Genomic DNA, 12,307 nt, shown 5'->3' on the forward strand with positions numbered 1-12,307 from the left:
GCTTTTGCTTTTGCTCTTCCCCCTCCCACTCTCCGGCGCGGCTCCGATCGAAGCGTGAAAAATGAAGCGCCTGGCGCCGACCTGGCGGGTAGGGGCGTCAGCGGGCCATGGATGGCCCGCGTGCGGCGAGTCGGACAGGATGTCCGCCCGAGCCGTGACGACCCTACCCGCCAGGTCGGCGCCCGCACCGTAAGTCAGAGCTACCAACCGCCAGCAAACCGACACACCCCCTCGGCACAGCTCTTGCATCAGAAACCCAGTCGCGCCCAAGGCGCCGCCGCAGCCCTCAAGCCCGGCGGCCCGCGGCCGCTATTCCCGTTATCCGGTGCCGCGCCCCCGCGGGCGATCACCCCACAGGTCAGGAGAATCCGCATGGCTTCGTCGTCGCTTTATCAGATCGGCTCCGGCCTGGACATCCCGACCCTGGTCGCCAACCTCGTCGCCGCCGACCGCAAGCCGGAAGAAACCCGGATCAACAACGCCGGCACCGCGGCGTCCGCCCAGCTCTCGGCCATCAGCACCATCAAGAGCGGCATGGCCAACCTGCAGACCGCCCTCAAGACGCTGACCACCAGCATCGACAGCCAGGCCTACAAGGCCACCGTCGGCGACGGCGCCGGCTTCACCGCCACGGCCACCACTTCGGCCACCGCCGGCAGCTACAACGTGGAAGTGGTGAACATCGCCGAACGGCAGAAGCTCACCTCCGGCGCATACGCCAGCGACAAGGTCGTCGGCGACGGCACCCTCACCATCACCTACGGCGACGGCGCGGAAGACTCGCTCGACGTCACCATCCCCGAGGGCAGCAAGCTGTCCGATGTCGCCGCGGCCATCAACAAGGCCGCCGGCGGCAAGGGCGTCACCGCCAGCGTGGTCACCGCCAACGACGGCCAGCACCTGGTGCTCACCGCCGCCGATACCGGCACCGCCGGCGCGATGACCATCACCACCAGCGGTGGCGACGGCGGGCTGTCCGCCCTCACCTACCCGGCCGCCGACGGCAGCACCGGCCTCACCCAGACCGTGGCCGCCAAGGACGCGCTGGTGCGCGTGGACGGCTTCGAGCGCACCTCCAGCAGCAATTCGGTCGCCGACCTCATCCCCGGCGTGGTGCTGAACCTGACCAAGGCCAACGAGGGCACGCCCTACAGCCTGTCCATCGGCAAGGACAACACCTCGATCAAGACCAACATCAGCGCCTTCGTCAGTGCGTACAACGCCGTGGTGACGGTGCTGAAGTCTTCCAGTTCCTACAACGCCGACACCCAGACCGCCTCGGCGCTCACCGGCGATGCCATGGTGCGCGGCCTGCAGACCCAGCTGCGCAGCCAGGTCAGCGGCAGCGTGAGCGAACTCAAGGCGATGGGCGTGAGCATCGCCACCGACGGCTCGCTCAGCTTCGATGCGACCAAGTTCGAGACCGCCGTGGCCGCGGACCCCAGCGCGGCGCAGAAGCTGTTCGGCAGCGACGGCACCGTCGGCAAGGGCCTGAACAGCATGCTCGACAGCAACCTCAACTCCACCAACGGCTCCATCACCCTGCGCACCAACAGCCTCAACGCGCAGATCAAGGACCTGGAAGAGCAGCTGGACGACCTGGACAAGCGCATGGACGAGGCCACCACCCGCTACACCGCCAAGTTCACCGCCATGGACACCATCGTGGCGCAGATGCAGACCACCAGCGATTACCTCACCCAGCAGCTGGCCTCTTCCTCCAGCAGCTGACGGCGGCCCTCAAGTGATGGCCGGATCCTGCCGATAAAGGATCATCACCAACACCGCGGGCCGCCCCGCGCACGCCGGGGGGACAGCCGGCGACGCGCCGCCCCAGGCCCCGCCAGGAGCAATGCATGTACGGTTCCAGCCGCCAGTATGCCGAGCAGTACCGCAAGGTCGGCGTTTCCACCAGCGTCACCGACGCCGATCCGCACAAGCTCGTCGCGCTGCTGTTCGCCGGCGCCTGCCAGCGCATCCGCCTGGCCCAGGCCTGCCTGGCGCAGGGCGACCAGGCCCGCAAGGGCAAGGCGATCGGCGAAGCATGCGCGATCGTCGGCCACCTCAACGGCTCGCTCGACCACGAGGCGGGCGGCGAGATCGCCGGCAACCTGTCCGCGCTTTACGAATACGTCATCCAGCGCCTGACCGAAGCCAACCTGCACAACGACGAGGCCGGCCTGGTCGAATCGCTGACCCTGCTGGGCGAGATCGATTCGGCCTGGAACGCGATTCCACTGGAACAGCGCGGCATCGCGGCGGCGTCGTGAGCACTGCCGCGCCCTCCCTGGAATACCTGCAGCGCCAGCTGCGCGAAGTGCGCGCCGCCCTGGCCATCGACGACGACGCGCGCGCGGCCGAACTGGTGCGCGAGCACGACCTGGACCTACGCCAGTACCTGGCCACGCACGGCACCGCCGCGCGCGAGGCCCTGGGCGAACTGCTGCACCTGCAGGCCGACGCCATGGCCGACATGCGCGCGCGCCGCGAGGCGGCCAGCGTGGCGTTGCGCCACAATCGCCGCTCCAGCCACGCCGCCCGGGCCTACCTGCGGGCCGGAGCCCTGTAATGACCGACATCCTGCACGCCGCGGAGAGCCAGCTGTTCGACGACACGCTGAGCACCGAACTGGCGATGCCGGTGGCGTTCCGCGTGGGCAGCGCGCCCGGCCGCCAGGCCGCGGCCGAGGCGCTGCTGCGCAGCCTGGCGCAGGTCGAGGACCTGCGCAGCGACGATTCCCACGAAGAACGCGGCGAGCTGCCGCTGATCGTGCAGCGCATGGATGCCAAGCTGGACCTCATGCTCGCCCTGCTCGGCCGCCTCGCGCGCCAGCAGGGTGACGACCTGCCGCTGCGCCCGGTGCGCTGGTCGCGCCGCGGCATGCGCCTGGAGACCGGTGGCCGCAGCGGCGCCACGCCCGGCGCGGCCGGCGTGCTCTCGCTGCAGCCGGGCGAATGGCTGCCCGAAGCCATCGAGCTGCCGGTGACGGTGCTGGCCGAGGCCGCCAGCGGCACCGGCGGCTGCTTCCTGTGGCTGCAGTTCGATGCCCTCGATCCCGGCCTGGAGGCCGCGCTGGAACGCCACCTGTTCCGCCTGCACCGCCGCCAGATTGCCGAGGCCCGGCGGGCCCGGCCCGACCCGGCCTGAGGCCAGGCGCCCGACCGCATGGTTGGCGACGGCCCCCGGCTCGGCTAAGGTGCAAATCCCGCCGATTCATTCAGCCGCAGGCCCTTCCTCAGTGCGAGTCATCATCGTCGACGATCACACCTTGGTGCGCGCAGGTCTGTCGCGGTTGCTGCAGACCTTCGCGGGCATCGATGTGGTCGGCGAGGCCAGCGACGCGCGCCAGGCCCTGGACCTGACGGTCCTGCATCGCCCCGACCTGGTGCTGATGGACCTCTCCCTGCCCGGCCGCAGCGGCCTGGATGCGATGAGCGACATCCTGCGCGAAGCCCCGCGCACGCGCGTGGTGATGATGTCCATGCACGACGACCCGGTGCACGTGCGCGACGCGCTCGATCGCGGCGCGGGCGGTTTCGTGGTGAAGGATGCCGCGCCGCTGGAGCTGGAACTGGCCCTGCGCGCCGCGGCCAACGGGCAGGTGTTCCTGAGCCCGCAGATCTCCTCGAAGATGATCGCCCCGATGCTCGGGCGCGAGAAGCCGGTGGGCATCGCGGCGCTGTCGCCGCGCCAGCGCGAGATCCTGCGCGAAATCGGCCGCGGGCAGAGCAACAAGGAAATCGCCGCCGACCTCGGCATCAGCGTGAAGACGGTGGAGACGCACCGCGCGCGGATGATGGAATCGCTGGGCTGCCGGCGCGCGAACGACCTGGTCCTGCTGGCCGCCAAGCACCATAACGAGCTGGTGTAAGGGCCCGGGCCGGCCCGTCCGGCCGCTGTCGTGAACCCGTCGCAGTTCTTGTCAAAGTCGGGAAAGTCCTGACACACCGTCGGGAACACCATGCCCGTGGACAGGCACATCCCGATTAAAAAGCCGTCACCCCCTCCTGCAAGATGTGTTCCAAGGCGCGACCGCGCCGGGGAATGTCGAAGGGGTTTGCCATGAAGCCGACGCTGTCCACCCAGTTGGGCCAGCAGCTGCACCTCACGCCGCAGCTGCTGCAGTCCATCCGCCTGCTGCAGCTCGACGGGCTGCAGCTGGAGATGGAAGTCCGCCGCGCGCTGGAGAACAACCCGCTGCTGGAGCTGGAGGACGCCCAGGCCGAGGACGCCGACGACGCGCCGGCCGAGACCGTGCAGCTGGAAGTGGCCGCCTTCGACGAACTGCCCGAAAGCTCGATGTGGGACGTGGCCGGCAGCAGCTGGAACGACGGCGAGGACGACCGCCTGCAGCGCGTCGCCGCTGGCGAGTCCACCGACCCGCAGCTGCGCGTGCTGCAGGCCCTGGCCCTGGAACTGGACGAGCGCCGCCTGTCGGTGGCCGCGTTCTGGCTCGAACACTGCGACGACGCCGGCTACCTGACCGCCCCGCGCGACGAGCTGGCCCTGCTGGCCAGCGCCCGCCTGGACGTGGATGCCGACACCGTGGAGGCCGTGCGCCAGCGCCTGCTGGCCGGCGACCCCGCCGGCCTGGCCGCGCAGGACCTGCGCGAATGCCTGCTGGCGCAGCTGGCCGCCCTGCCCGGCCAGGTGCCCGGCCGCCCGCTGGCCCGGCGCATCCTCGCCAGCGACCTGGACCTGCTGGCCGGCCACGACTACGCCCGCCTGGCCCAGGCCGTGGGCGCCGAAGAAGCCGACGTGCGCGAAGCCGTGCGCCTGATCCTCTCGCTGCAGCCGCGCCCGGGCGAGACCCTGCTGCCCGCCACCGAACACGCCGTGATCCCGGACGTGGTCGCCTGGCACGCCGACGGCCAGTGGCGCGTGGCGCTCAACCCGGCCACCACCCACCGCGTCACCCTGAACCCGATGCACGAGCGCGCCCTGTCCGAGGCCGGCGATGCCTCCCCGGCCCTGCGCGACATGCTGCAGGAGGCCCGCTGGCTGACCCGCGGCCTGTCCATGCGCTACGAGACCCTGCTGCGCGCCACCCGCGCCATCGTCGAGCACCAGGCCGCCTTCCTGAGCCGCGGCGAGGAGGCCATGGCCCCGCTGACGCTGAAGGAAATCGCCGAGGAGATCGGCATGCACGAGTCCACCATCTCGCGCATCACCACCGGCAAGTACCTGCAGACCCCGCGTGGCACCTTCGAGCTCAAGCACTTCTTCGCCGTGCGCCTGGAAGGCGCCAGCGTCTCCGGCCAGGCCGTGAAGGCCATGGTGCGCCGGCTGATCGAAAGCGAGCCGGCCGCCCGCCCGCTGGCCGACGAGGCAATCGCCGCCCTGCTCGCCCGCCAGGGTGTCAACGTCGCGCGGCGGACCGTAGCCAAGTATCGTGAGCAACTGGACATCGCCCCGGCGCGCGAGCGCCGTCGCCAACACAAGCCGCTGCTGGCCCGCGCCGGCTGAGGAAGGACCTGTGAACAAACTCACCGTATTGCTCGTCGACGACCACGAAGGCTTCATCAACGCCGCCATGCGCCACTTCCGCAAGGTGGAGTGGCTGGACATCGTGGGCAGCGCCGGCAATGGCCTGGAAGCCATCGAACGCTCCGAATCGCTGCGCCCGCGCGTGGTGCTGATGGACCTGGCCATGCCCGAGATGGGCGGCCTGCAGGCCACCCGCCTGATCAAGACCCAGGACGACCCGCCGTACATCGTCATCGCCAGCCATTTCGACGACGCCGAGCACCGTGAACATGCGCTTCGCGCCGGTGCGGATAACTTCGTCAGCAAGCTGTCCTACATCCAGGAAGTCATGCCGATCCTGGAGGGCCTGTCGGAGGCTGGTAATGAGTGAGTCCCGCATCCTGCTGATCGACAGCGATGCCGTGCGCGCCGAGCGCACCGTCTCGCTGCTGGAATTCATGGACTTCAACCCGCGCTGGGTCACCGACGGCGCGGACCTGAACCCGGAACGCCACCGCCATGATGAATGGATGGCGGTACTCGTGGGTTCGGCCGACGATGCCTCCCAGGCAACGCGTTTCTTCGACTGGCTGGCCAAGGCCAAGCTGCCGCCGCCGGTGCTGCTGATGGAAGGCGACGCGCATGCGTTCGCCGCCACCCACGGCCTGCACGAGGCCAACGTGTGGCCGCTGGACACGCCGCTGCGCCATGCGCAGCTGGAAGCGCTGCTGCGCCGCGCCAGCCTCAAGCGCCTGGACGCCGAACACCAGGCCGGCGCGCAGGCCGACACCGGCCCCACCGGCCAGAGCGAGGCGGTGGTGCACCTGCGCCGGCTGATCGACCAGGTCGCCGCGTTCGACACCACCGTGCTGGTGCTGGGCGAATCGGGCACCGGCAAGGAAGTGGTGGCGCGCGCCATCCACCAGCAGTCGCCGCGCCGCGACGGACCGTTCGTGGCGATCAACTGCGGCGCGATCCCGCCGGACCTGCTGGAAAGCGAGCTGTTCGGCCACGAGAAAGGCGCCTTCACCGGCGCGCTGACCGCGCGCAAGGGCCGCTTCGAGATGGCCGAGGGCGGCACGCTGCTGCTGGATGAAATCGGCGACATGTCCCTGCCGATGCAGGTCAAGTTGCTGCGCGTGCTGCAGGAGCGCAGCTTCGAGCGCGTCGGCGGCGGGCAGACCATCCGCTGCAACGTTCGGGTGATTGCCGCGACCCACCGCAACCTGGAAGCACGCATCGGCGAAGGGCTGTTCCGCGAGGATCTGTTCTACCGCTTGAACGTGTTCCCGATCGAAATGCCGTCGCTGCGCGAGCGCGTGGACGACCTGCCGGTGCTGGTGCAGACCATCGCCGCGCAGCTGGCGCGCACCGGCCGCGGCGAGGTCCGCTTCGCCGACGAGGCGCTGCAGGCGCTGCGCAGCTACGAGTGGCCGGGCAACGTGCGCGAACTGACCAACCTGGTGGAGCGCCTGGCGGTGCTGCATCCGGGCGGACTGGTACGCGTGCAGGACCTGCCGGCGCGTTATCGCGGCGATTTCCAGCCGGCGCCCGAGCACATCGCCCCGGCCCCGGTGGCGACGCTGGCCGCGACCCAGGCCAGCGTGGCCGCGCCGCTGCACGAGCGTCACAAGGCCCCGGCCGAAGCCGCCAACAGCGGCGCCAACCTGCCCGACGACGGCATCGACCTGCGTGGCCACATGGCCAGCATCGAGCTGGCGCTGATCAACGAGGCACTGGAACGTACCCAGGGCGTGGTCGCGCACGCGGCCCAGCTGCTGGGCCTGCGCCGCACCACGCTGGTGGAGAAGCTGCGCAAGTACGGCATCGACCGCGAGCAGACCGAGCTGGCGGGCTGAGGCTGGCCGGGCGCGCATGGACGATTTCTCCGCGCACGGGCTCAAGCTCGGACCCGGTTATCGACAGAACCCCGGCAACCGCCTGCGCTATGAAGCGCCGGTGGAAGTGGTCGCCGGCCTGGGCGTGCAGTGCAACGCCAGCATCGGCGCCTTCACCTATTTCGTCTCCGGCCGGCTCAAGGGCCTGAAGTCCATCGGCCGCTATTGCTCGGTGGCGGCCGAGGTGAAGATCGGTGACCTCAACCATCCGGTCGACTGGCTGGGCACCTCCAGCTTCCAGTACAACCCCAACCGCTTCGGCTGGCATGACCCGGACGTGGGCCGCGTGGCCGACGCGCTCCATGCGCGGATGAAAACCCAGGTCAAGGCGCCGGTGGTGATCGGCCATGACGTCTGGATCGGCGCCGGCGTGCAGGTGCTGCGGGGCGTCAAGGTGGGCCATGGGGCGATCCTGGCCGCCGGCGCGGTGGTGAGCCGCGACGTGAAGCCCTACGAGATCGTCGGCGGCGTGCCGGCGCGCGCCATCCGCCTGCGCTTCCCGCAACCCGTCGTGGACGAACTGCTGGACCTGCGCTGGTGGCAGTACCACCCGCGCGACTTGGAAGGCGTGCCCTTCGACGACATTCGCGCGGCCATCGACGAGATCCGCCGGCGCCGTGACGCGGGCCTGATCCAGCCCTGGAAAGGCATCTGGCGCACCCTCGTGGATGGCCGGGTGGAAGAAGCGTCCACCGCGGGCTGAGCGCGGTCCCGCGGCCCTCTGGCATACGGATTGCATCACATCCGGCGGGACCGTCCGCCTTCCCGGGCTGTCGGAATCCCGACACTTCCGTCGAGGCCGCCATGCCGATTCCCGTCACCCGCCCGTTGCTGCCGCCCCTGGCCGAGTTCATGCCCTACCTGGAGAAGGTCTGGGCCAGCGGCACGCTGACCAACTGCGGCGACATGCATCGCCAGCTGGAAAAGGCGCTGGCGGACTACCTCGGGGTCGAGCACCTGGCGCTGATGGCCAACGGTACCCTGGCGCTGGTCACCGCGCTGCAGGCATTGCGGATCACCGGCGAGGTGATCACCACGCCCTACTCGTTCGTCGCCACCGCGCATTCGCTGTTGTGGAACGGCATCAAGCCGGTGTTCGTGGACGTGGACCCGGCCACCTTCAACCTGGACCCGGCGAAGATCGAGGCGGCCATCACCCCGCAGACCACCGCGATCATGCCGGTGCACTGTTACGGCAACCCCTGCGATACCGCCGAGATCGAGCGCATCGCCGAGACCTACAACCTGCGCGTGATCTATGACGCCGCGCATGCCTTCGGCGTGGAGGACACCGGCGGCTCGGTGCTGCGCCACGGCGACCTGAGCGTGCTGAGCTTCCATGCCACCAAGGTGTTCAACACCTTCGAGGGCGGCGCGATCATCTGCCCGGACGCGCGCACCTACCGCCGCATCGGCCACCTGAAGAACTTCGGCTTCGTCGACGAGACCACCGTCGTCGCGCCGGGCATCAACGGCAAGATGAGCGAGATCAACGCCGCGTTCGGCCTGCTGCAGCTGCGCCACATCGACCAGGCGCTGGCGCGGCGCGCGCAGATCGATCGCATGTACCGCGAACAGCTGGCCGGCCTGCCGGGCATCACCTGCATGCCGCCGCGTGGCGATGGCGCGCGCGCCAACCACGCCTATTTCCCGATCCTGGTCGACGCGGATTTCGCCATCGGCCGCGATGCGCTGTACCAGCACCTGCGCGAGCACGGCATCCACGCGCGCCGCTACTTCTATCCGCTGATCAGTGATTTCCCGATGTATCGCGGCCTGCCCTCCGCCGACCCGGAACGTCTGCCGGTCGCGCGTTCGGCCTCGCTGCGCATCCTGTGCCTGCCGATCTTCCCGGACCTGGCCGATGCCCAGGTCGAGCGGATCTGCGAACTGGTCAGGCTCGCCGGCCGCGAGCCGCAGGCCCCGGCCGCGGCGATCCCCGCCGAAGCCGCGGCGCCTGCCGTCGCCGACGTGGCGGCCGTCGCGGCATGAAACTCGCGGCGATGCAGCCGTACTTCTTCCCCTACCTGGGCTATTACCAGCTCGCGGCGGGGGTGGATCGTTTCGTCTTCCTCGACGATGCGGCCTTCATCACCCGCGGCTTCATCCATCGCAACCAGCTGCTGCTGGATGGGCAGCCGCACCGCTTCACCCTACCAGTGGCGCGCGCCAGCCAGAACCGCAGCATCGCCGAGCATGCCTTCGCCGGGAACCTGACGCGCTTCCTGGAGCAGCTGCGGCACGGCTATGCGCGTGCACCGTACTTCGAGCCCGTGCGCCAGCTGGTGGCGTCGGCCTGGGCAGTGGGCGAAGGCAACGTCGCCCGCGTATGCGCGGCGTCCATCAACGGCGTGTTCGCCTATCTCGGCCTGACGCTGCGCAGCGACGCCGCCTCCACGCTGGGCGTGCCCGGTCGCGGCCAGGCACGCATCCTGGCGCTGTGCCACGCGCTCGACGCCCGCAGCTACCACAACCCGCCGGGCGGCCGCGGCCTGTATTCGCCGGAAGCCTTCGGCCAGGCCGGCGTGGGGCTTTACTTCCTGCAACCGCGGCTCGCGCCTTATCACCAGGGTGGCGCAGGCCCCTTCTTCCCGGGACTGTCGATGATCGACGTGCTGATGCACAACCCGCCGGCCGCCGTGCGCGACATGCTCGGCGCCGCCACGCTGGAGCAGGCCGCATGAACGCACTGGTCCAGCCGCACGCAGTGGATGCGGCATTGCCCGCGCGCGTGCCGGTGATCGCGGTGATCCTCGCCGGCGGCCAGGGCACCCGTTTCGGCAGCGAGCTGCCCAAGCAGTTCGTCAAGCTGTCCGGACGCATGGTGATCGAGCACACCCTGGAGGTATTCGAGCATTGCGAGGCGGTGGACCGCATCCTCGTCGTGGTCCCGCCCGGCCACGAGGACACCGTGTGGGAAGCGGCGATGCGCAGCGGCTGGCGCAAGCTGGAGAAGGTGGTGCTGGGCGGCCGCGACCGCGCCGACTCCACCGCCGCGGCGCTGGCCGCGCTGGATACCGACGCCGACGACTGCCACGTGCTGGTGCATGACGCCGCGCGCCCGCTGCTGGACCGCGACATCCTCGAACGCTGCCTGCTGGCGCTGCGGCAGCATGCCGCGGTCGACGTGGTGGTGCCGGCCAGCGACACCATCGTCGAGGTCGGCCCGCACGGCCACATCCACGACATTCCCGAACGCAGCCGGCTGCGCCGCGGGCAGACGCCGCAGGGCTTCCATCTCGGCGTGCTGCGCGAGGCCTACCGCCTGGGCACGGCGCGCGGCCTGTCGGGGGTGACCTGCGACTGCGGCGTGGTCCGGCGCGAACTGCCGCACGTGGACATCGCCACCGTGGCCGGCTCGCCGTCCAACCTCAAGATCACCGACGGCGTGGACCTGTACATCGCCGAGAAGCTGATCCAGACACGTGGCACGCAGGCCGCGCGCGACGACGCGCTGCTGGCGCAACTGCGCGACCAGGTGATCGTGGTGGTCGGCGCCTCCTACGGCATCGGGGCTGCCGTCGCCACGCTGGCCGAGGCGCACGGCGCGCGCGTGCACCGCGCCGGGCGCAGCTGCGCCAACGTGGACATCACCCGCGCCAAGGACGTGCAGGCCCTGCTCGTCGGCATCGCCGCGCGCGAAGGCCGCATCGCCGCGGTGATCAATTCGGCCGCGCTGCTGGTGCGCAAGCCGCTGACCAGCTTCGATGCCGCCGAGCTGGCACAGGTCATCGCCACCAACCTCACCGGCGCGTTCACGCTTGCCCAGGCCGCGCACCCGTACCTGCGCCAGAGCCAGGGCTGCCTGGTCAACTTCGCCTCCAGTTCCTATACGCGTGGCCGCGCGTTCTACGCCGCCTACAGCGCGACCAAGGCTGGGGTCGTCAACCTCACCCAGGCGCTGGCCGAGGAATGGGCCGCCGAACGCATCCGCGTGGTGTGCATCAATCCCGAACGCACGCGCACGCCGATGCGCGTGCGCAACTTCGGCGCCGAGCCGGTCGACAGCCTGCTCGACCCGGACGTGGTCGCCCGCGCCACGCTGCAGGCGCTTTGTTCCCCGCTGACCGGCGTGGTGTTCGATGTCCGCCGCGACGCCTGACATTGCCGCGACGCTCGTCGGCGGCGTCGCCCTGCGCGACGTGCAGCAGCGATCGGCCACCGTGCTGGAGGCGCTGGCAGGGTTCTGCGAGCGCCACGGCCTGCGCTACTACCTGGTCGGCGGCACGCTGCTCGGGGCCCTGCGCCATGGCGGCTTCATCCCGTGGGATGACGACATCGACATCGCCCTGCCGCGCGCGGACTATGCGCGCCTGCTGGCACTGCTCGACACGCTGCCGCACGGCCTGCGCGCGATCCACCCCAGCCGTGATGCCGATACGCCCTACCCGTTCCTGGTGGTGCGCGATGCGCGCTCGCGCCTGGTGATCGACTATGCGCGCCCGTTCGACCGCGGGATCGGCGTGGATGTGTTCCCCCTCGACGCCGTACCCGCGCCCGGCCCACGCCGTGACCTGCTGTTCCGCGCCATCGCCCTGATGCGCGCGTGGACCATGAACAAGCAGCAGGGCTACTACCCGCATCGCGTCGCCGCGCCACGGCGGCTGCGCTTCGCCCTGCTCTCGCTGGCCAGCCGGCTGTGCCCGGCCGAACGTCTCTACCGCGTCTACGAGCGCCTGGTCGCGCGCGGCGATGCGGCCCGCAGCGCCTGCGTCGGCAACCTCTACGGCCTGTACGGTCGCCGCGAGGTGGTGCCGGCAGAGGTCTTCGGCGAAGGCCGCTGGGTGACGTTCGAAGGCCGCCGCTTCCGCGCGCCGGCGCAGGCCGAGCGCTACCTCGAAGCGGTCTACGGCGAATTCCGTCGCCTGCCGCCCCCGGAGCAGCGCCACTCCGGCCACCGCATCCGCGCCGTGGCGCTGGGATGACCCCATGACCCCTGGACC

Annotated in this window: 13 protein-coding genes; all 13 read left to right on the plus strand. The window is 70.3% G+C overall.

Features of this window, described 5'->3' with window-relative positions:
- The first annotated feature begins 372 nt into the window (after nt 1-372).
- Nucleotides 373-1,731: a flagellar filament capping protein FliD gene (gene fliD, locus ARC20_RS11090; RefSeq protein ID WP_057647066.1), complete on the plus strand. Its 1,359-nt coding sequence runs from the start codon at nt 373-375 to the stop codon at nt 1,729-1,731.
- Between the two features lie 125 nt (nt 1,732-1,856).
- On the plus strand, nt 1,857-2,270 hold the full coding sequence (gene fliS, locus ARC20_RS11095; protein ID WP_057647068.1) for a flagellar export chaperone FliS: 414 nt from the start codon (nt 1,857-1,859) through the stop codon (nt 2,268-2,270).
- Entirely contained in the window at nt 2,267-2,569 is a 303-nt protein-coding gene (locus ARC20_RS11100) for a hypothetical protein (protein ID WP_057647070.1), read from the plus strand. The genes fliS and ARC20_RS11100 overlap by 4 nt, the downstream gene beginning before the upstream one ends.
- Entirely contained in the window at nt 2,569-3,147 is a 579-nt protein-coding gene (locus ARC20_RS11105) for a PilZ domain-containing protein (protein ID WP_057647073.1), read from the plus strand. Before ARC20_RS11100 ends, ARC20_RS11105 begins: the two co-directional genes overlap by 1 nt.
- A 91-nt stretch (nt 3,148-3,238) precedes the next feature.
- The gene (locus tag ARC20_RS11110) at nt 3,239-3,871 is read left to right on the plus strand and encodes a response regulator (protein ID WP_057647075.1); all 633 of its coding nucleotides are present in this window, start codon (nt 3,239-3,241) and stop codon (nt 3,869-3,871) included.
- Between the two features lie 191 nt (nt 3,872-4,062).
- Entirely contained in the window at nt 4,063-5,466 is a 1,404-nt protein-coding gene (gene rpoN / locus ARC20_RS11115; protein WP_057647078.1) for an RNA polymerase factor sigma-54, read from the plus strand.
- Between the two features lie 10 nt (nt 5,467-5,476).
- Nucleotides 5,477-5,857: a response regulator gene (locus tag ARC20_RS11120; RefSeq protein WP_057647081.1), complete on the plus strand. Its 381-nt coding sequence runs from the start codon at nt 5,477-5,479 to the stop codon at nt 5,855-5,857.
- Nucleotides 5,850-7,325 carry a sigma-54 dependent transcriptional regulator gene (locus ARC20_RS11125; protein WP_057647083.1) on the plus strand — a complete coding sequence of 492 codons (1,476 nt, stop codon included), beginning with the start codon at nt 5,850-5,852 and terminating at the stop codon, nt 7,323-7,325. The genes ARC20_RS11120 and ARC20_RS11125 overlap by 8 nt, the downstream gene beginning before the upstream one ends.
- A 16-nt stretch (nt 7,326-7,341) precedes the next feature.
- The gene (locus ARC20_RS11130; RefSeq protein ID WP_057647085.1) at nt 7,342-8,067 is read left to right on the plus strand and encodes a CatB-related O-acetyltransferase; all 726 of its coding nucleotides are present in this window, start codon (nt 7,342-7,344) and stop codon (nt 8,065-8,067) included.
- Nucleotides 8,068-8,168: 101 nt separating this feature from the next.
- On the plus strand, nt 8,169-9,356 hold the full coding sequence (locus tag ARC20_RS11135; RefSeq protein WP_081418154.1) for a DegT/DnrJ/EryC1/StrS family aminotransferase: 1,188 nt from the start codon (nt 8,169-8,171) through the stop codon (nt 9,354-9,356).
- Nucleotides 9,353-10,048 carry a WbqC family protein gene (locus tag ARC20_RS11140; RefSeq protein ID WP_081418155.1) on the plus strand — a complete coding sequence of 232 codons (696 nt, stop codon included), beginning with the start codon at nt 9,353-9,355 and terminating at the stop codon, nt 10,046-10,048. The genes ARC20_RS11135 and ARC20_RS11140 overlap by 4 nt, the downstream gene beginning before the upstream one ends.
- A complete protein-coding gene (locus tag ARC20_RS11145) occupies nt 10,045-11,466 on the plus strand; it encodes a bifunctional cytidylyltransferase/SDR family oxidoreductase (protein ID WP_057647089.1) in 1,422 nt (473 codons plus the stop codon). The genes ARC20_RS11140 and ARC20_RS11145 overlap by 4 nt, the downstream gene beginning before the upstream one ends.
- Nucleotides 11,447-12,289, plus strand: a complete 843-nt coding sequence (locus tag ARC20_RS11150) for a LicD family protein (protein WP_057647090.1) — start codon at nt 11,447-11,449, stop codon at nt 12,287-12,289. Before ARC20_RS11145 ends, ARC20_RS11150 begins: the two co-directional genes overlap by 20 nt.
- Nucleotides 12,290-12,307: the final 18 nt, after the last annotated feature.

The sequence above is a fragment of the Stenotrophomonas panacihumi genome (assembly GCF_001431645.1).
GTDB lineage: Bacteria > Pseudomonadota > Gammaproteobacteria > Xanthomonadales > Xanthomonadaceae > Stenotrophomonas_A > Stenotrophomonas_A panacihumi.